This is a genomic window from Ensifer sp. VA4 (assembly GCF_055710065.1).
In genome coordinates this window covers 104,278-124,604 of the sequence record NZ_JBVQPO010000002.1, presented here as the reverse complement: position 1 = coordinate 124,604, position 20,327 = coordinate 104,278, and the positions used below count along the sequence as shown (strand labels likewise).

14 protein-coding genes are annotated in these 20,327 nt (G+C 63.7%); 13 read left to right on the top strand and 1 reads right to left on the bottom strand.

What is annotated here, in order from left to right; all coding sequences use genetic code 11:
- On the top strand, positions 1-2,277 hold the full coding sequence (locus tag AC0C6X_RS03510) for a hybrid sensor histidine kinase/response regulator (RefSeq protein WP_472951940.1): 2,277 nt from the start codon (positions 1-3) through the stop codon (positions 2,275-2,277).
- 120 nt (positions 2,278-2,397) lie between these two features.
- Complete coding sequence (gene olsB, locus AC0C6X_RS03505; RefSeq protein ID WP_173515346.1) at positions 2,398-3,288, top strand: l-ornithine N(alpha)-acyltransferase; 891 nt, start codon at positions 2,398-2,400, stop codon at positions 3,286-3,288.
- Positions 3,289-3,720: 432 nt separating this feature from the next.
- Here olsB and AC0C6X_RS03500 read toward each other — a convergent pair whose 3' ends face one another.
- On the bottom strand, positions 3,721-6,006 hold the full coding sequence (locus AC0C6X_RS03500; RefSeq protein WP_472951939.1) for an NADP-dependent malic enzyme: 2,286 nt from the start codon (positions 6,004-6,006) through the stop codon (positions 3,721-3,723).
- Positions 6,007-6,109: 103 nt separating this feature from the next.
- Between AC0C6X_RS03500 and mutS the strand changes: the two genes are divergently transcribed.
- From mutS to miaB, 11 genes are all read left to right on the top strand, one after another.
- Complete coding sequence (gene mutS, locus AC0C6X_RS03495) at positions 6,110-8,863, top strand: DNA mismatch repair protein MutS (protein WP_472951937.1); 2,754 nt, start codon at positions 6,110-6,112, stop codon at positions 8,861-8,863.
- 238 nt (positions 8,864-9,101) lie between these two features.
- A complete protein-coding gene (locus AC0C6X_RS03490) occupies positions 9,102-11,945 on the top strand; it encodes a [protein-PII] uridylyltransferase (protein WP_173515349.1) in 2,844 nt (947 codons plus the stop codon).
- Positions 11,942-13,546 carry a murein biosynthesis integral membrane protein MurJ gene (gene murJ / locus AC0C6X_RS03485; protein WP_472951936.1) on the top strand — a complete coding sequence of 535 codons (1,605 nt, stop codon included), beginning with the start codon at positions 11,942-11,944 and terminating at the stop codon, positions 13,544-13,546. The genes AC0C6X_RS03490 and murJ overlap by 4 nt, the downstream gene beginning before the upstream one ends.
- Positions 13,546-13,938, top strand: coding sequence for a VOC family protein (locus AC0C6X_RS03480; RefSeq protein ID WP_472951935.1), 393 nt, complete (start codon positions 13,546-13,548; stop codon positions 13,936-13,938). The genes murJ and AC0C6X_RS03480 overlap by 1 nt, the downstream gene beginning before the upstream one ends.
- Positions 13,939-14,146: 208 nt before the next feature.
- Entirely contained in the window at positions 14,147-15,211 is a 1,065-nt protein-coding gene (trpS, locus tag AC0C6X_RS03475; RefSeq protein WP_247958215.1) for a tryptophan--tRNA ligase, read from the top strand.
- A 161-nt stretch (positions 15,212-15,372) separates the two neighbouring features.
- Complete coding sequence (locus tag AC0C6X_RS03470; RefSeq protein ID WP_173515353.1) at positions 15,373-15,864, top strand: universal stress protein; 492 nt, start codon at positions 15,373-15,375, stop codon at positions 15,862-15,864.
- 106 nt (positions 15,865-15,970) lie between these two features.
- A complete protein-coding gene (locus tag AC0C6X_RS03465; protein ID WP_173515354.1) occupies positions 15,971-16,537 on the top strand; it encodes a NifU family protein in 567 nt (188 codons plus the stop codon).
- A gap of 258 nt (positions 16,538-16,795) precedes the next feature.
- Positions 16,796-17,455, top strand: a complete 660-nt coding sequence (gene tsaB, locus AC0C6X_RS03460; protein WP_173515355.1) for a tRNA (adenosine(37)-N6)-threonylcarbamoyltransferase complex dimerization subunit type 1 TsaB — start codon at positions 16,796-16,798, stop codon at positions 17,453-17,455.
- A 6-nt stretch (positions 17,456-17,461) separates the two neighbouring features.
- Positions 17,462-17,959, top strand: a complete 498-nt coding sequence (locus AC0C6X_RS03455) for a GNAT family N-acetyltransferase (RefSeq protein WP_173515356.1) — start codon at positions 17,462-17,464, stop codon at positions 17,957-17,959.
- 98 nt (positions 17,960-18,057) lie between these two features.
- The gene (gene olsA / locus AC0C6X_RS03450) at positions 18,058-18,849 is read left to right on the top strand and encodes a lyso-ornithine lipid O-acyltransferase (protein ID WP_472951933.1); all 792 of its coding nucleotides are present in this window, start codon (positions 18,058-18,060) and stop codon (positions 18,847-18,849) included.
- Between the two features lie 70 nt (positions 18,850-18,919).
- Positions 18,920-20,320 (top strand): tRNA (N6-isopentenyl adenosine(37)-C2)-methylthiotransferase MiaB, encoded by a 1,401-nt coding sequence (miaB, locus tag AC0C6X_RS03445; protein WP_472951932.1) that lies wholly within the window; start codon positions 18,920-18,922, stop codon positions 20,318-20,320.
- Positions 20,321-20,327: the final 7 nt, after the last annotated feature.

The following is a 20,327-nucleotide window of genomic DNA, read 5'->3' as shown; positions in this document are numbered from 1 at the left end:
ATGAGCGAACCGTCACGATTGCTGGAGCGGATCGAATCCGGCTTCCGCACAGGAAGCCGGACGGGTGATGTGCCGCCGGTGGCTCCGCTCCCGGTCGAGATGCCGCCTCCGGTCCCCGGGCAGGAAGCGCCCGTCGACGGCAAGCGCCATGCGGTCGGTCAGGCCTCGCTGGCCTTGCTCGGCCTGATCGCTTCCGGGCTCATTCTCGTCATCGGCATGAGTGCCGGCTTCTACCTGTTCTCCGCGGTGGTTGCGGCGGCAGGCTCGGTCGGCGTGCTCCTGCTCGTCGTCGAAGCCATACGGTCTCTCGATGGCAGGCAGGCACGCGACGAAGCGGACAGGGATGGCGATTGGCACCGCTCCGAAACGTCCGCATTGCTCTCGACCATTCATGATGCATTGGGTGACCTCGCGATCATGCGCGGCATGGACGGAAAGATCGTTCATGCCAATGCAGTCTTCCATCAGATCTGCGGCCGCTCCGATGTCCGCGGCCTCGATTGCGCGACGCTTGGCCTGAGCTTCGAGCCGAAGATCGCGCCCAATCACTACCTTGTGCGGATTGCGGTATCGGATGGCGTGCGTCTTTACGACTGGCACGACGTGATCGCCCGCGATCCGGCCAGCGGCAAGCTCATGCGCCACAGCATCGCCCGAGACGTCACCGAGGAGGCGAAGGCGGCGCGCGAACGCGAAGCGGCGCGCCGGCGGGCGGAGGAGGCGAGCAAGGCGAAGTCGAGGCTGCTTGCCACCGTCAGCCATGAGATCCGCACGCCGCTTTCCGGCATCCTCGGCATGAGCCATCTGCTCGGCCAGACCCGGCTGTCGAGCGAGCAGAAGAACTACCTCGCCGGCATGCAGCAGTCCGGCCATGCGCTGGTCCAGCTCGTCGAGGACCTGATCGATTTCTCGTCGCTTTCGGCCGGCCGGTTCCAGTTTCGCCCGACCCGGCAGGATCCGCGCGGCGTCGTCGAGAGCGTGGTGGAGATGCTCTCCAACCGCGCGCATGAGAAAGGCATCGAGATCGGCGCGACGGTCGCCGTCGACGTGCCCGCCGAGATGGCCTTCGACGCGGCGCGTCTGCGCCAGGTGCTATTCAACGTGATCGGCAACGCGGTCAAATTCACCGAGGTCGGCGGCGTCTTCGTCAGTGCCGATACGGTCGACGAATGCGTGCGAATCCGGATCGACGACACCGGTCCGGGCATGTCGCCGGAGGATCTGAAACGCATCTTCGAGGAGTTCGAGCAGGCCGGCAACGACGAGCAGCGGGCGAAGGGGACCGGGCTCGGCCTCGCGATCTCGCGGCGGATCATGCAGGCCTGCGGCGGCAGCCTCACGGCGGCAAGCGCGCCGGGGCGCGGTAGTCGCTTTGAAATTCGCCTGCCCTTTGCCGAGATCGAGCCGGTGGCGCCGGAGCGCCGGTCGTGCCTTGCCGGCTCGCATGTCCTGGTGATGGCGCCGGATGGTCCAGCCTCGGCGGCGCTCGCCGCGACGATCGCCACACTCGGCGGTCGGTGCCATCGCGCGACCACGCTTGCCGCGGCCCAGCATGTTCTTGCGGACGTGCTCGCCGGCGGCGCAGCCCTGACCGACGTGATCGTCGACCACCGCCACGCCCAGCAATACAAGCAGTTGCTTTCGCTGCAGCCGGCGATCGCGCGGTTGGACGTGCGGCGCACCTACCTGATCAACCCGGAGGAGCGCAACAGCCATCCCGTCAACCAGATGGACGGCTACGAGGCCTGGCTGATCCGGCCGCTGCGCGAAAAATCCCTGGTCGAGGTGCTGCTCGGTCGCCTGAAGGGCATCGAGAAGCGCGACGCGATCAATGACAACCGGCCCGTCCTGCGGGAGGAGCCGGCGACCGCTCCCGTCCGCAACCGGGCGAATGGAATCCTTCTGGCCGAAGACGATCCGGTCAACGCGCTGATCGTTCGCACCGTGCTCCAACGGTCCGGGCATTCGGTCCGCGTCGTCAGCGACTTCGGCGCCGTTGCCGAGGCCCTGCATGCGCCCGGCGAGCGTCCGCCTCCGGAACTGCTGGTGACCGATCTCAACATGCCGGGTGGCGACGGGCTTTCGCTGCTGCAGCACCTGCGCGCCGACGAGACCGCGCGTTCGGCGCCACGCTTGCCCGTGATCATCCTGACGTCGGATGTGCGCGCCGATACGCGCGACAAACTGATGGGCGCCGGTGCGGACGCCGTGTTGTCGAAGCCCGCCGATCCGCAACTGCTGACTTCGGAGATCGACCGCCTGCTGCGCAAACGGTAACCTCGGCAGTGGTAACGGTATCCATCCGGGAGCGGGGGTTGTGCGCCGTCTTCATGTCACTATGTTGTTGCAGAAACGTGGTCTAAGCCCGGCAGACGGAATTGATTCGGGATGACGCGGATGGCCATCGAGCTACTGGATTCGGCGAACGTGGTAGACACTTCTCAGGCTTGCATCGGCAAGAAGGCCGCCGTTCCGACGACCGACGTTCTTGGCCGGATCGCCAATCTCGAGACGCGCCTGGCGCGCACGGCATCGGAAATCGATGCTGCCCAGGCCGTCCGCTACAAGGTTTTCGTCGAGGAGATGAAGGCGCAGGTTGGCGCCGAAGCCGATCGCCGCAAGCGCGACGTCGACAGCTGGGACGCGATCTGCGATCACCTCCTGGTTCTCGACACCTCGATCGAGGGCGATGCCGAGGATCAGATCGTCGGCACCTATCGCTTGTTGCGCCAGGATGTGGCCGAGCGGGCCGGCGGCTTCTATTCGGCTTCCGAATTTGCGATCGATCAGCTTCTTGCGCGCCACCCGACCAAGCGCTTCATGGAACTCGGCCGCTCCTGCGTGTTGCCGGACTACCGCACCAAGCGGACGGTGGAACTGCTTTGGCAGGGAAACTGGGCCTATGCCCTTAAATACGGCATGGACGCCATGTTCGGCTGCGGCTCCTTCCCCGGTGTCGTGCCGGCGGAGCACGCGCTGGCGCTCTCCTTCCTGCATCACAACATTCGCGCCCGTGACGAATGGGCGGTGACCGCCCGTCCGGAGCTGCATCGGACCATGGACCTGATGCCGGCCGAGGCGATTAATGCGAAAAAGGCTCTCGCCGCCCTGCCGCCATTGATCAAGGGCTACATGCGCCTTGGCGCAATGGTTGGCGACGGCGCGGTGGTCGATCATGCCTTCCATACGACGGATGTTTTGATCGTGCTGCCGATCAGCAATATTTCCGGCCGCTATCTCAATTATTATGGCGCCGATGCCGGGCGGTTCGCGACGTCCGTCTCCTGACGGGATTAACCAAATATTAATGACCAGTTTGACTTTCAAGCCTGAAAGAGAGACTTGTATTGTCAAGTTCTTCTCTAATTTCATGACGATAGAATAGAGAAAATAACGGAGGAATGGCCGATCATTTCCGGAGATCGTTCGGCATAGAGACCAAAATCCTCCGTCTTTCATTACCTGAAACGTAGTACCGTTGCCTGATTCTGAGCTCGCCTCTTCTCTCCAGGAGGTGCGAGCTCATCTTTTTATCAGTTGTGCCGATTTGTTACTATTCCGGCAGGCCTGGCGACTTTGAGTGCTACTGCATTTCTCCTTAAATCGACCTCGATTTAAGGACAAAGACATGCAGCAAATCAAAGTGCTACAGCGACCTTTGCGCGTCTCATAAGACGCGCGGCGCTGTAGGCCTGCGCCAAAATAGTACATTCGCCGGTGTCACATGCTGGCGTTGTAGGCGGCAATCGCTGCCATGTTGACGATGTCGGAATCCTTGGCCGACATCGAAACAATCTGGATCGACTTGTCGAAGCCGACGAGCAGCGGACCGATTACGGTTGAACCGCCGAGCTCCTGCAACATCTTGGTCGAGATCGATGCCGAGTGGAACGCCGGCATGACGAGCACATTGGCCGTGCCCGAGAGCCGGCAGAACGGATATTGCTCCATGACGCGGGCGTTGAGCGCCACGTCCGCCGCCATTTCGCCGTCATACTCGAAGTCGACGCGACGCTTGTCGAGGATGTTGACCGCTTCGCGCACCCGCTCGGAGCGCTCGCCCTTGGGATGGCCAAAGGTGGAGTAGGCGAGCATCGCCACCCGCGGCATGTAGCCGAGTCGCTTGGCGAGGCCGGCGGCTTCCTCGGCAATATCGGCAAGCTCTTCCGAAGAGGGCATGTCGTGAACCGCCGTGTCGGCGACAAGCACGGTACGGCCGCGGCAGAGCGCGATCGAGACGCCGATGACGCGATGGCCCGGCTTCGGATCGATGCAGCGACGCACGTCTTCGAGCGCCGTCGAATAGTTGCGGGTAGTACCCGTGACCATGCCGTCGGCATCGCCGAGTGCCACCATGCAGGCGGCGAAGTGGTTGCGGTCGTTGTTGATCAGGCGCTGGGCGTCGCGGAAAAGGAAGCCTTTCCGCTGCAGACGGGCATAGAGATAGTCGGTATAGGCGCCGACGCGCTTGGACAGTCGTGCATTGACGATCTGGATGCCGGGACGGTCGAGGTCGATGCCCTCGCGCTCCGCCGTCTCGCGCATACGTTCCTCGCGGCCGAGCAGGATGGCGGTGCCGAGCTGCTGGTTGGCATAGGCGATCGCCGAGCGCATGACCTGCACCTCTTCGCCTTCGGCAAAGACGATGCGCTTCGGCTGGCGCCGGACGCGTTCGTAGATACGCTGCAGCGTCGAGGCGATCGGGTCGCGCCGGGCGGAGAGCTGGCGGCCATAGGCTTCGAGGTCGGTGATCGGCTTGCGGGCGACGCCACTCTCCATTGCCGCTTTCGCAACGGCCATCGGGATCGCCGAGATCAGGCGCGGATCGAAGGGAACCGGAATGATGTATTGCGCGCCGAAGCGTGGCCGGTTGCCCTGATAGGCTGCGGCGACGTCGTCAGGCACATCTTCCTTGGCAAGGCTCGCCAGCGCTTGCGCAGCGGCGATCTTCATCGTGTCGTTGATCGTCGTCGCGCGTACGTCGAGCGCGCCGCGGAAGATGTAGGGGAAGCCGAGCACGTTGTTGACCTGGTTCGGATAGTCCGAGCGGCCGGTGGCGACGATTGCGTCGTCGCGGATGCGGGCGACCTCTTCCGGCGTGATTTCCGGATCCGGATTGGCCATGGCGAAGATGATCGGGCGCGGCGCCATCGAGCGGACCATGTCTTCCGACAGCGCGCCCTTTGCCGACAAGCCGAAGACCACGTCGGCGCCATCGAGCGCTTCGGCGAGCGTGCGGCGGTCGGTCTTGACCGCATGCGCCGACTTCCACTGGTTCATGCCCTCGGTGCGGCCCTCGAAGATGACGCCCTTGGTGTCGCAGAGGATGACATTATCCGAGTTGAAGCCCATCGACTTGATGAGCTCGATACAGGCGATGGCGGCAGCGCCGGCGCCGTTGCAGACGAGCTTGGTGGTCTTGAAGTCGCGACCCGTCAGTGCCAGCGCGTTGATGAGGCCGGCGGCGGCGATGATCGCGGTGCCGTGCTGGTCGTCATGGAACACCGGAATGTCCATGACCTCGCGCAGCTTCTGCTCGATGATGAAACAGTCCGGCGCTTTGATGTCTTCGAGGTTGATGCCGCCGAAGGAGGGGCCGAGGAAGCGCACGCAGTTGATGAATTCGTCGACATTCTCGGTATCGACCTCGAGGTCGATGGAATCGACGTCGGCGAAGCGCTTGAACAGCACCGACTTGCCTTCCATGACGGGCTTGGAGGCGAGCGCCCCGAGATTGCCGAGACCGAGAATGGCGGTGCCGTTCGAGATCACGGCCACCATGTTGCCGCGCGTCGTATAGTCATAGGCGGTGTTCGGATCCTCGGCGATGGCTTTCACCGGCACGGCGACACCGGGCGAATAGGCGAGCGAAAGGTCGCGCTGCGTCGCCATGGCCTTGGTGGGAGAAATCTCCAGCTTTCCGGGACGGCCCTGCGAGTGAAAGTCGAGCGCTTCCTGCGCGGTGACGGTCGTCACGGCGCGATCGGTCTTGTCGGTAGCCGGCATGTTTACTCCATCCTCCTGTGGGCGAGCCTTGCGACGCGCCTCTTTATGGTTGTCGTCTATAATTGCTTGGGGATAGTGTGCCATCTCTTTTTTCGGAACAATCATGAATTTCGTGACAGACCAATCGAACCGCGCCGGCGAGGTGTTGTCCGCAGCCGATCTGGCGACCGAGGAGAGCCGCTCCTCGGCGACGCCGATGATGGAACAGTTCATCGAGATCAAGGCGAACAACCCGGATTCGCTCCTGTTTTATCGCATGGGCGACTTCTACGAGCTGTTCTTCCAGGACGCGGTCGAGGCATCGCGGGCGCTCGGCATCACGCTTACCAAGCGTGGCCAGCACATGGGCCAGGAGATCCCGATGTGCGGCGTACCGGTGCATGCCGCCGACGACTACCTGCAGAAACTGATCGGGCTCGGCTTCCGTGTTGCTGTCTGCGAGCAGGTGGAAGATCCGGCGGAAGCGAAGAAGCGCGGCAGCAAGTCGGTGGTGCGCCGCGACGTAGTGCGCCTGGTGACACCTGGCACGATCACCGAAGAGAAGCTGCTGTCGCCGTCGGAGACGAACTATCTGATGGCGCTGGCGCGGATCAAGAGCGGGTCCGAGCCGGCATATGCGCTCGCCTGGATCGATATCTCCACCGGCATCTTCCGCTTGGCCGAGACCGCGGAAAGCCGGCTTCTCGCCGATATCCTGCGCATCGAGCCGCGCGAACTGATCCTTGCCGATACGGTCTTCCACGACCCGGAGCTGAGGCCAGTCTTCGATGTGCTCGGCCGCGTGGCCGTGCCGCAGCCGGCGGTGCTGTTCGACAGCGCGACGGCCGAGGGGCGTATCGCCCGCTATTTCGGCGTGAAGACGCTCGACGGCTTCGGCACGTTCTCGCGTGCGGAACTGGCGGCTGCCTCGGCAGCGATCGCCTATGTCGAGAAGACCCAGCTTGCCGAGCGTCCGGCGCTCGGCATCCCCGAGCGCGAAAGTGCCGCCTCGACGCTGTTCATCGATCCGGCGACCCGCGCCAACCTCGAACTGGTCAAGACCCTGTCGGGCGCGCGCGAAGGGACGCTTCTGAAGGCGCTCGACCGGACGGTGACAAGCGGCGGCGCGCGGCTTCTCGCCGAGCGGCTAATGTCGCCGCTGACCGATCCGGATCGCATCAACCGGCGCCTCGACTCGATCGAGATTCTTGCGGACCAACCTTCCTTCGCAGGCGACCTGCGCGATGCGCTGCGGCGGGCGCCGGATATGCCGCGCGCCCTGTCGCGGCTGGCGCTCGGCCGAGGCGGCCCGCGAGACCTCGGCGCCATTCAGGCCGGCCTGCATGCCTCCGCTTCGATTTCACGGTTGATGGCGGCAGGTACGCTGTCGGATGAGCTGAAGGATGCGCGGGCGGCGATCGACGCACTGCCGGCCGGTCTGCTCGGCCTGCTCGATGCCATGCTTGGCGAGGAACTTCCGCTCCTGAAACGCGACGGCGGTTTCCTGCGCGAAGGCGCCAATGCCGAGCTCGACGAAGTCCGTGCGCTGCGCGACCAGTCGCGCCGGGTGATCGCCGGCCTGCAGCTGCAATATTCCGAAGAGACCGGCATCAAGTCGCTGAAGATCAAGCACAACAACGTGCTTGGCTATTTCATCGAGGTAACCGCCGGCAATGCCGGCTCGATGACCGACACGGATGCCGGCCGTGCCCGTTTCATCCACCGCCAGACCATGGCGAACGCCATGCGCTTCACCACGACGGAGCTGGCCGAGCTCGAAAGCAAGATCGCCAACGCCGCCGACCGGGCACTGTCGATCGAGATCGAGGCTTTCGACCAGATGGCGGCCGAGGTCGTCGCCGCTGCCGAGACGCTCAAGGCGGCGGCCTTGGCGCTTGCGACGGTCGACGTCTCGGTCGGTCTCGCCGTGCTTGCCGAGGAGCAGGCCTATGCCCGCCCGACCGTCGACCGCTCGCGCATGTTCGCGATCGACGGCGGCCGCCATCCGGTGGTCGAGCAGGCGCTGAAGCGTCAGGCGGCCAATGCCTTCGTCGCCAATGGCTGCGATCTCTCGCCGCCCGACGGTGAGGAGGGTGGCGCGATCTGGCTGCTCACCGGTCCCAACATGGGCGGTAAATCGACCTTCCTGCGCCAGAACGCGCTGATCGCGATCATGGCGCAGATGGGCACTTTCGTTCCTGCCGCGAGCGCCCATATCGGCATCGTCGATCGGCTGTTCTCCCGCGTCGGCGCATCCGACGATCTGGCGCGTGGGCGCTCGACCTTCATGGTCGAGATGGTTGAGACGGCGGCAATCCTCAACCAGGCGACCGACCGTTCCCTGGTGATCCTCGACGAGATCGGCCGCGGCACCGCCACCTTCGACGGCCTGTCGATCGCCTGGGCGGCGGTCGAGCATCTGCACGAGGCGAACCGCTGCCGTGGCCTGTTCGCCACCCACTTCCATGAGCTGACCGTGCTTTCGGAAAAGCTCGGACGACTTTCAAACGCGACCATGCGCGTCAAGGAATGGCACGGCGACGTGATCTTCCTGCACGAGGTGGGGCCGGGCGCTGCCGACCGCTCCTACGGTATTCAGGTCGCCCGCCTTGCCGGCCTGCCGGCCTCGGTCGTGGCACGCGCCAAGGACGTGCTCGCCAAGCTCGAGGACGCCGACCGCAAGAACCCGGCGAGCCAATTGATCGACGACCTGCCGCTGTTCCAGGTGGCGATCCGCCGCGAAGAGGTGAAGGCCGCAGGTCCGTCCAAGGTCGAGGAGGCGCTGAAGGCGCTGAACCCGGACGACATGACGCCGCGCGAAGCACTCGACGCGCTCTACGCGCTGAAGAAGGAACTGAGCGCCGCCAAGGCGGGATGAGGAAAGGTGTGCGCGGTTTTCCGGCCGCATCCCGCCAACCGTTAAAATGGGCTGAGGCGGTGCGCGCCTTTTTCCTGTGCAGGTGCCGGTAAAAAGGCTATACAGCGCCGCGCGCCTTTGCCGGCGCGGCGATTGAAATGCTGTGTGGTCCTTTTTCGGCCTCGGTCGCAAGGATCATGCAGGAGCGCTCGCTAGAGCGACCACGCAACCAGTCGGACAGGACGCCCCTCGGCACTTCATGGGCAGACACGAAATATCTTTCCCCGAGATCCTCGACGTCGCAGCGCTGCGTGCGAAATGCGACTTCATCGCCTCGGCCCATGCCGAGCAGCGCGAGCCGATGCGCCAGGCGCTGCTTGCCGCCTTCAAGCAGGCGAATACCGCTGGCCGAACGAAGGCGCGCGAGCTGTTCAACGCCAACGGCGCCGGCATTCTCTGCGCCGAGCGCATTTCCTGGCTGCAGGATCAACTAATCACCGTGCTGCACGATTTCGTGCTGAACGAGATCTTCGACGCAGCCAATGCGCCGCCGGCCTCGCGCATCGCGGTGGCTGCAGTCGGCGGTTATGGCCGCGGCACGCTGGCGCCGGGTTCGGATATCGATCTTCTGTTCCTGCTACCGGTCAAGAAGGCCGTCTGGGCGGAGCCGGCGATCGAGTTCATGCTCTACATCCTCTGGGATCTGGGCTTCAAGGTCGGCCACGCCACCCGCACCATCGACGAATGCATCCGCCTGTCGCGCGCCGACATGACGATCCGCACGGCCATTCTGGAGACGCGTTACATTTGCGGCTCCGAGGCGCTGAGCACCGAGCTCGAAACGCGTTTCGACCACGAGATCGTGCGCAATACCGGCCCGGACTTCATCGCCGCAAAGCTTGCCGAGCGTGACGAGCGCCACCGCAAGGCGGGCGATACGCGCTATCTCGTCGAGCCGAACGTCAAGGAGGGCAAGGGCGGCCTTCGCGACCTGCACACGCTGTTCTGGATCGCCAAGTATTTCTACCGGCTCAAGGATACCGCCGACCTCGTGAAGCTTGGGGTCTTGTCGCGGCAGGAATACAAGCTCTTCCAGAAGGCCGAGGACTTCCTCTGGGCCGTGCGCTGCCACATGCATTTCCTGACCGGCAAGGCGGAAGAGCGGCTTTCCTTCGACATCCAGCGCGAGATCGCAGAAGCGCTCGGCTATCACGACCACCCCGGCCTCTCTGCCGTCGAACGCTTCATGAAGCACTACTTCCTGGTGGCGAAAGATGTCGGCGACCTGACGCGCATCTTCTGCGCAGCACTCGAAGACCAGCAGGCGAAGGAAGCACCCGGCATTTCCGGGATCATCGGCCGTTTCACCCATCGCAGCCGCAAGATCGCCGGCACGCTCGATTTCGTCGACGACGGCGGCCGCATCGCGCTCGCAAGCCCCGATGTCTTCAAGCGCGATCCGGTCAACCTGCTGCGCTTCTTCCACATCGCCGATATCAACGGACTCGAGTTTCATCCGGCGGCTCTGCGCCAGGTGACGCGCTCGCTGAGCCTGATCACGCCGCACCTGCGCGAGAACGAGGAGGCGAACCGTCTGTTCCTGTCGATCCTCACCTCGCGCCGCAAGCCGGAACTGATCCTCAGGCGCATGAACGAGGCGGGTGTGCTTGGCCGCTTCATTCCGGATTTCGGCAAGATCGTCTCGATGATGCAGTTCAACATGTATCATCACTATACGGTCGATGAGCACCTGCTGCGCACAGTCGACGTTCTCTCGCGCATCGAAGGCGGCATCGAGGAAGAGGCGCATCCGCTGGTCGCCAAGCTGATGCCGGGGATCGAGGATCGCGAGGCGCTCTATGTCGCTGTGCTGCTGCACGATATCGCCAAGGGCCGGCCGGAGGACCATTCGGTCGCCGGCGCCAAGGTGGCCCGGCGTCTCTGCCCGCGCTTCGGACTTTCGCCGAAACAGACCGAACTCGTCGCCTGGCTGATCGAGGAACATCTGACGATGTCGATGGTCGCCCAGACGCGCGACCTCAACGACCGCAAGACGATCGTCGACTTTGCCGAACGGGTACAGTCGCTCGAGCGGCTGAAGATGCTGCTGGTGCTGACGGTCTGCGATATCCGTGCCGTCGGCCCCGGTGTCTGGAACGGCTGGAAAGGCCAGCTTCTGCGCACGCTCTATTACGAGACCGAGCTGCTGTTGTCGGGCGGTTTCTCCGAATTGTCGCGCAAGGAGCGCGCGGCCCATGCCGCGACGATGCTGGGCGAGGCACTGACGGACTGGTCCGAGAAGGAGCGCGACGCCTATGTCCGCCTGCATTATCAGCCCTATCTTCTGACCGTGGCACTGGAAGACCAGGTGCGGCATGCGCGTTTCGTCCGCGAGGCCGATGCCGCCGGCAAGCCATTGGCGACCATGGTGCGCACGCACCAGTTCCATGCGATCACCGAAATCACGGTGCTCTCACCGGACCATCCGCGTCTCCTGACCGTGATTGCCGGCGCCTGCGCGGCTGCGGGCGCCAACATCGTCGACGCCCAGATCTTCACGACGTCGGACGGTCGGGCGCTGGATACGATCCTGGTCAACCGTGAGTTCGCCGTGGACGAGGACGAGATGCGGCGCGCTGCCAGCATCGGCAAGCTGATCGAGGATGTGCTTGCCGGCCGCAAGCGCCTGCCGGAAGTGATCGCCAGCAGAACCAAGGTGAAGAAGCGCACCAAGGCCTTCACCGTGACGCCCGAGGTGACGATCAGCAACACGCTGTCCAACAAGTTCACGGTGATCGAGGTCGAGGGCCTCGACCGTCCGGGCCTCTTGTCCGAGATCACCGCCGTGCTCTCCGATCTCTCGCTCGATATCGCCTCGGCGCACATCACCACCTTCGGCGAGAAGGTGATCGACACCTTCTACGTCACCGACCTCGTCGGCCAGAAGGTGACGAGCGAAAACCGTCAGATGAACATTGCCGCCCGCCTCAAGGCCGTGATGGCCGGTGAGGGTGACGAAGCCCGCGATCGCATGCCCTCCGGCATCATCGCGCCGTCGCCGGGCGTCTCCTCCGCTCAAAGAACGACAAAAGCCGAAACATGAGTCTGGTCAAGAAATTTGCAACCGTCGGCGGCGCGACCCTTGGAAGCCGCCTGTTCGGCTTCATCCGCGAAACCTTCATGGCCGCCGCGCTCGGCACCGGCCCGGTCGCCGACGCCTTCAATACCGCCTTTCGCCTGCCCAACACCTTCCGCCGGCTGTTTGCCGAGGGGGCCTTCAACTCCGCTTTCGTGCCGCTCTTTGCCAAGGAGATCGAGGCGAACGGCATGGAGGGCGCGCGGCGGTTCTCCGAGGAAGTCTTCGGCGTTCTCTTCACCGTCCTGTTGTTCCTGACGATCGCAATGGAACTGACGATGCCCTTCATCGTCAGCAACCTGATCGCCCCGGGCTTTGCTGGCGATCCCGAAAAGCTCGGCAACACCATCGTCTTTGCAGGCATCATGTTCCCCTATCTCGCCTGCATGTCGCTGGCGGCGATGATGGGCGGCATGCTGAATTCGCTGCACCGCTTCTTCGCGGCAGCGATTGCGCCGGTGTTCCTCAACGTCATCCTGATCGGGGTTTTGGCCTATGCCTGGTTTGCGGGCCAGGATCCGGTGGCCGTCGGCTATGCCCTTTCCTGGGGCGTCATGGCAGCCGGTCTGGTGCAGCTTGCCATCGTCTGGTTCGCCGTGCGCGACGCCGGCATCAAGATCGGCCTCCGACGGCCGAAGATGACCGCCAGCGTCAGGCGCCTGCTGGTGCTCGCCCTGCCGGCGGCGATCACGGGCGGCATCACCCAGATCAACCTGCTGATCAACACCAACATTGCTTCGGCGAGCGAAGGCGCGGTCTCGTCGCTGGTTTATGCCGACCGCATCTACCAGCTCCCGCTTGGCGTCGTCGGTATCGCGGTCGCAACCGTGCTTCTGCCGGAACTCGCCCGGGCACTACGCTCCGGCAATCTCGCTGAAGCGTCGAACCTGCAGAACCGCTCGGTCGAGTTCACGCTGTTCCTGACGCTTCCGGCTGCGGCCGCGCTATTGGTCATGTCCGAACCGATCGTCCGGCTGCTCTTCGAGCGCGGCAAGTTTGCACCGGAATCGACCGTCATCGTCGGCCACATCCTGGCGATCTACGGCCTTGGCCTGCCGGCTTTCGTGCTGATCAAGGCCTTCATTCCCGGCTTCTTCGCGCGCGAGGATACGCGCACGCCGATGATCTTCGCAGCCATCTCCGTCGTTGTGAACGTGTCGCTCGCGCTCACTCTGTTTCCGCGGCTCGGCGCCAGTGGCATCGCGACGGCCGAGATCGTTGCCGGCTGGGTGAACGCCGTCCTGCTCTTTGCGACGCTCGTCTGGCGCGGTCATTGGGGCAGGGACATGCCGTTGCTCACCCGTATCCCGCGCCTCGTCATCGCGGCGGCGGGCATGGCCGCGGCGCTCTATTTTGCCATCGACTGGTTTGCCTTCGAGCTCTCCTCGGCCGCGCCGCTGCTCACCCGGGCCGTGACACTATCGGGTCTGGTCGCGGTTGCCATGGTCATCTACTTCGCGCTTGCTTTCGGTCTTGGCGGTGCCAGCCTCGGCATGATCCGTCGCAATCTCAAACGCGGGGCGAAAGCGCCTGCGCCGCCCGTCGCCGCACCGGAGGCAGGGGACTGATGCGCCAGACCATTGCACGCATTGCCCTGGTCGTGCCGGACTACGACGCCGGCATCGCCTTCTATTGCGGCAAGCTCGGCTTCGACCTCGTCGAGGACACTGCCCTCGACACAGACAAGCGTTGGGTCGTCGTGCGTCCGAAAGGTGCGGTTGAAACTGCGCTTCTGCTTGCCAAGGCCGATGGCGAACGCCAGCGGGCGGCGATCGGCAACCAGACCGGAGGCCGCGTCGGCTTCTTCCTGTTCACCGACGATTTTGCCCGAGACCATGCGGCGATGCTGGCCGAAGGCGTCGTCTTTCTGGAAGAGCCGCGCCACGAACCTTACGGTGTCGTCGCGGTTTTCAGCGACCCGTTCGGCAACCATTGGGACCTGCTGCAGCCGGCCGAGTAGACCGCGTTTCGCCCCTCTTGATTGCCTCCCGTGACCCGTGCATAAGCCATGCCGTTAGCAACATGGGCCAGCCGGCCCCGCAGCGCCGCGCGTCTCAGACGCGCAAAGGTCGCTGTAATACTTTGAATGGCTGCATGTTTTTATCCTTAAATCGGTGACGATTTAAGGAAACATGCAGTAGGCCCTCCACCAGCCTATTGAGGACGACATGAACGAATTCAAGCCGCTCGTATTTTCCGGCGTTCAGCCGACGGGCAATCTCCATCTCGGCAACTATCTCGGCGCGATCCGCAAGTTCGTGGCGTTGCAGGAAAACAACGACTGCATCTATTGCGTCGTCGACCTGCATTCGATCACCGCCCAGCTCGTGCACGAGGACCTGAAGGGGCAGATCCGCTCGATCGCCGCCGCCTTCATCGCTTCGGGCATCGATCCGAAGAAACATATCGTCTTCAATCAGTCGGCCGTGCCGCAGCATGCGGAACTCGCCTGGATCTTCAACTGCGTCGCCCGCATCGGCTGGATGAGCCGGATGACCCAGTTCAAGGACAAGGCCGGCAAGGACCGCGAGAACGCCTCGCTCGGCCTGCTCGCCTATCCGAGCCTGATGGCCGCCGACATCCTCGTCTATCGCGCCACCCATGTGCCCGTTGGCGACGACCAGAAGCAGCACCTGGAGCTGACGCGCGACATCGCTCAGAAGTTCAACATCGACTTCATGGAGCACATCCGTCGCGGCGGCTACGGTGTCGATATCGTCGTCGGCGAAGAGCCGATCCATGCCTATTTCCCGCCGGTCGAGCCGCTGATCGGCGGCGCCACGACGCGCGTCATGTCGCTCAGAGACGGCACCAAGAAGATGTCGAAGTCCGATCCGTCCGACCTCTCGCGTATTAACCTGATGGACGATGCCGAGACGATCTCGAAGAAGATCCGCAAGGCCAAGACCGATCCGGACGCGCTTCCGAGCGAACTCGATGGCCTGAAGGGTCGTCCTGAGGCCGAGAACCTCGTCGGCATCTACGCCGCGCTGTCGGACAAGACGAAGGAGCAGGTGCTTGCCGAGTTCGGCGGGCAGCAGTTCTCGGTCTTCAAGCCGGCGCTCGTCGACCTCGCGGTCGAGGTCCTGTCGCCGATCACCGGCGAGATGCGCCGCCTGATGGGCGACACCGCCCATATCGACGCGATTCTCCGCGATGGCGGCGAGCGTGCGCGAGTGCGGGCGGAAAAGACGATGAGCGAAGTGCGCGAGATCATCGGCTTTCTGCAGTAATCCGGTGATTTAGGATCCCGCGAGCCAAAATCACCGTTGTCGTCGATCCTCACGGAACGGAGCAGGACGGGTGGAAAACCGTATGCACTTTTTCCTCGTCCCGCTCCAAAACGCCAAAATGAGACCTTGCGGCGGCACGCCCGCGATGTAATGTTCACCCTATGGTCTCGACCCGACTCTCTCGACTTGAAGGTCACCGCCGCAAATTCATGGCGGTGATAGACGATACCCCGGAATGCGGCCGCGCCGTGCACTATGCGGGCATGCGCGCGAAGAACTCCAATGGCGGTCTCGTCCTGCTCTATGTGATCGCCGATGCCGACTTCCAGCAATGGCTGGGGGTCGAGGAAATCATGCGTGCGGAAGCGCGCGAGGAAGCCGAGGCGACGCTCGCAAAGGTGGCTCAGTCGGTCCGCGAGCGGATCGGTATCGAACCCGAGATCGTCATCCGCGAGGGGACTGCCACGGAGCAGATCCATGCGGCGATCGAAGAGGATCGCGACATCGCCATTCTGGTGCTGGCCGCCGGATCGGCGAAAGAGGGCCCAGGTCCCCTCGTGTCGTCGATCGCGGGCAAGGCTGCAGCCTTCCCGATTCCCGTCACCGTCATCCCTGATGCGCTGACGGATGAGGAGATCGACGCGCTCAGTTGATCTGCGTCGCTATGTGCCCTTGCGGCCGCAGGGCCATGCCCTTATATTCTTTTGAATTATTCTAAAGAGCTGGGCGAATGCCGCTCCCGGCGAAACGGAGACAGACATGTTCATTCAGACCGAAGCCACGCCGAACCCGGCCACGCTGAAGTTTTTGCCGGGCAAGGTTGTTCTGGAAAACGGCACCGCCGAGTTCCGTGACGAGGAAGAAGCGCGCGCCGGCTCGCCGCTGGCGGCACGGCTGTTTTCGATCCCGGGCGTCACCGGCGTCTATTTCGGTTATGATTTCATCACCGTCAGCAAGGAAGGCCAGGAATGGCAGCATCTGAAGCCGGCGATCCTCGGTTCGATCATGGAGCACTTCATGTCGGGCCAGGCGATCATGGCCGGAAGCGGCCGCGCCGAGCAGTCCGACCAGGAAGGCGAGTTCTTCGACGAGGGTGACGAGACGATCGTCGCGACGATCAAGGAACTCCTGGAAACCCGCGTGCGCCCGGCCGTTGCCCAGGATGGTGGCGACATCACCTTCCGCGGCTTCAAGGACGGCACCGTCTTCCTCAACATGAAGGGCGCCTGCTCCGGTTGCCCGTCGTCGACGGCGACGCTGAAGCATGGCGTGCAGAACCTGCTGCGCCATTTCGTTCCCGAGGTGGAAGCCGTCGAGTCCGTCTGACCCCGGACGTCGTCCGGCATTTCGTGAACGAAGGCGGGGTGGGGAAGGAGTGTGCGCGGTTTTCCGCCTGTATCCGGACCCAACCTGGTGCATGTTTCCTTTGATCCTAGCCGTTTAAGGGCAAAGACATGCAGCGTTTCAAAAGTGCTGCGGCGACCATTGCGCGTCTGCTAAGACGCGCGGCACTGTAGTAGTATTGATTTGCCGCAAAACCGGTCGGCTTTGCGGCCTGTGGCGTCTGAAAGATCCAGCGTTGAAATGATTGTACTTGCGATCGACACGTCCGGCTCCGGCTGCTCCGCTGCCGTCTACGACAGCGAAACGGCCGTTGTGCTCGGGCGCTCCGGTGCCGATCTCGGCAAGGGCCATGCCGAACGGCTGATGGAGTTCGTCGACGAGGCGCTGGTCTTGGCCGGCCGCGCGCTTCCCGATATCGATCGCATCGCGGTCACCGTAGGTCCGGGTTCGTTCACAGGCATTCGTGTCGGCGTGGCGACTGCCCGCGGGCTGGCGCTGGCGCTCGGCAAACCCGCAGTCGGCGTCTCGACGCTCGCAGCTCTGGCGGAAGGATTGCGGGCGTCTGCGCCCGGAAAACCTGTTCTCGTCGCCATCGATGCCAAGCGCGATGAAGTCTATCTCCAGGCTTTCGACGCAGCCGGCGTTGCGACGGGCGAGCCGGAAGCGCTCTCCGTCGAAGCGGCGTGCGAGCGCTACTCCGGTTTTGATGGTGTCATCGGCGGTTCCGGCGCGCATTTGGTCGCGGCAGACATGCAGCCCAAGCCCCCCGAACTCATCGATGTTGCCTTTGTCGCGGCGCTCGGCGCCGCTGCTGATCCAGCCTCGGCCAAGCCGCGACCGCTATATCTGAGAGGCCCCGATGCCAAGCCGCAGGCGGGCTTCGCGATTGCCCGAGCGTAGACCGAGATGAGCTTCACCGATTACTTCACCCGCCGCACCGAATTCGACATCTTCCCGTTGGAGGAAGCCGACCTGCTCGCAGCGGCGGCGCTGCATCGCCAGCGCTTTGCTTCTCCTTGGAGCGATGGCGAAATTCACGCGCTGCTGGTTCAGGACACGGTGTTCGGCTTCGTCGCGCGGCAGACCAATGGCAGCTTCCGCCCGGCCTTTGGCGGCTTCGTCCTGTCGCGCGCCGTCGCCGGCGAGGCCGAAATCCTGACGATCGGCGTCGAGCCGCGTTATGCACGTTCCGGTCTCGGCTGGCGGCTGATGCAGGCGGCCATGCGCGAGGCGCTGGTCAAGGGCTCGGAGGCGTTGTTCCTCGAAGTGGACGAGACCAATCAGGCGGCGATCGGGCTCTATCGCAAGCTCGGTTTCAACAAGGTCGGCGAACGTCGCGCCTATTATCAGGACAAGGCCGGTCATCGGACCGCCGCGCTTGTCATGCGGCTCGATCTTCGCTAGTCCCAAGCGCACAAGAGCGGGATGAGGAAAAGTGTATGCGGTTTTCCGCCCGCATCCCGCTTTAACTTTCTAAGGTCGCGCGCGGGAACTCTTTCCGGATGATCAATTGGCTACGGATTGCGATCTTCGCAGCGCTTCTGGCGCTGGTTTCGCTCATGCTGATGCCGATCCAGGTCGCCTGCCTCTGGCTTGAACTGAAGCCCCGCCGCCGCTTGCCGCGATACTGGCATCGGCTCGCCTGCTACACTCTCGGCATCAAGGTGCGGGTCCACGGCGAGGTCGAGCGCCGGCGCCCGCTGCTCATCTGCGCCAATCACGCCTCCTGGAAGGACATTCTGGTGCTCTCCTCGGTCGCCGACGTCGTCTTCGTCGCGAAGTCCGAAGTGAAGAGCTGGCCGGTCTTCGGCATTCTCGCACGGCTGCAGGCGTCAATCTTCGTCGAGCGCGAGCAGAAGCGCTCGACCGGCAAGCAGGTCAACGAGATGGGCGGGCGCATGGCGGCGGGAGAGATCGTCGTGCTCTTTCCGGAGGGAACGACGTCGGACGGCAATCGCCTGCTGAAGATCAAGACCTCCCTCTTCGGCGCGGCCGCCTCGGCCGTGCCGTACTCGCCGACCGGTCTGGTGCACGTGCAGCCGGTCGCCATTTCCTATACCGGCATCCATGGCATGCCCATGGGGCGCTACAACAGACCCATTGCCGCATGGCCGGGCGATATCGGCCTGGTTCCGCATCTGCTCGGCATACTGCGAGAGGGCGCGATCGAGGTCGACGTCGATTTCGGCGAAGCGGTCGATTACGACCGGCACACCAATCGCAAGGAAGTGAGCCGCAAGATCGAGCAGCGCATTCGCAGCATGCTGTCGGATCGCCTGCGCGGGCGCGCCTGACGTCCGCCGGCAAAGGCAGTCTTACTGAAAATACTTCAACTTCGGGCCGCTTTGCACTAAGTAACCGGCCATGACCCAGGAAACAGCCCTTCTGTCGACTTTGCCCGCCACGGGCGACGAGCGCGCACCGGCCCGCAAGGTCTTCGTCAAGACCTACGGCTGCCAGATGAACGTCTATGATTCCGACCGCATGTCGGATGCCTTGTCGCGCGATGGCTATGTCTCCACCGACGTGCTCGAGGATGCCGACTTCGTTCTCCTCAACACTTGCCATATTCGCGAGAAGGCGGCGGAAAAGGTCTATTCCGAGCTCGGCCGCCTGCGTGAGCTGAAGAAGGCGAAGGCCAAGGAAGGCCGCGAGATGGTGATCGGCGTTGCCGGCTGCGTCGCGCAGGCCGAAGGCGACGAGATCCTCAGGCGCGCACCGGCGGTCGATCTCGTGATCGGCCCGACCACCTATCACCGCCTGCCGGAGGCGCTGAAGCGTGCCCGCGGCGGCGAACGCGTCGTCCAGACGGACTATGCGGTCGAGGACAAGTTCGAACACCTGCCGGCGCCCGACAAGGCAAAGACCCGCGCGCGCGGCGTCACCGCCTTCCTGACGGTGCAGGAGGGGTGCGACAAGTTCTGCACCTTCTGCGTCGTGCCCTATACGCGTGGGTCGGAAGTCTCCCGCCCGGTCGCCCAGATCGTCTCGGAAGCGGAAAAGCTGGTCGACGGCGGCGTGCGTGAAATCACCCTGCTCGGCCAGAACGTCAATGCCTGGCACGGCGTCGGGCCCGATGGCCGCGAATGGGGACTTGGCGATCTGCTGAGGCGGCTTGGCGAGATCGAAGGCCTCGCCCGGCTGCGCTACACGACGAGCCACCCGCGGGACATGGACGACAGCCTGATCGAAGCGCACCGCTCGATGGCGAAGCTGATGCCCTATCTGCATCTGCCGGTACAGTCCGGCTCCGACCGCATCCTCAAGGCGATGAACCGGAGGCATACGGCGGCCGAGTATCTGGCGCTGATCGAGCGTATCCGCACCGTCCAGCCGGACCTCGCTCTGTCAGGCGATTTCATTGTCGGCTTCCCCGGCGAGACCGCCGAGGACTTCGAAGACACGATGCGCCTCGTCGAGGCCGTGGGTTATGCACAGGCATTTTCGTTCAAATATTCGACGCGTCCCGGCACGCCCGGCGCCGAACTCGGTGGCCAGATTCCCGAGGACGTGAAAGCCAAGCGCTTGGAAAGATTGCAGGCTTTGCTGTTTTCGCAGCAGCGCGCCTTTGCCGAATCCTGCGTCGGCCGCGAAATCGACCTACTTTTGGAGAAAGTAGGACGCATGCCGGGCCAGCTCGTCGGGCGTTCCCCTTGGCTGCAGCCCGTGAATGTTGATGCAAAAGCATCGCAAATCGGTGACATTATCAAGGTGCGAATCATCAAGGCCGGGCCGAACAGCCTGTTTGCGGAGATGATCGGGTAAGGACCGA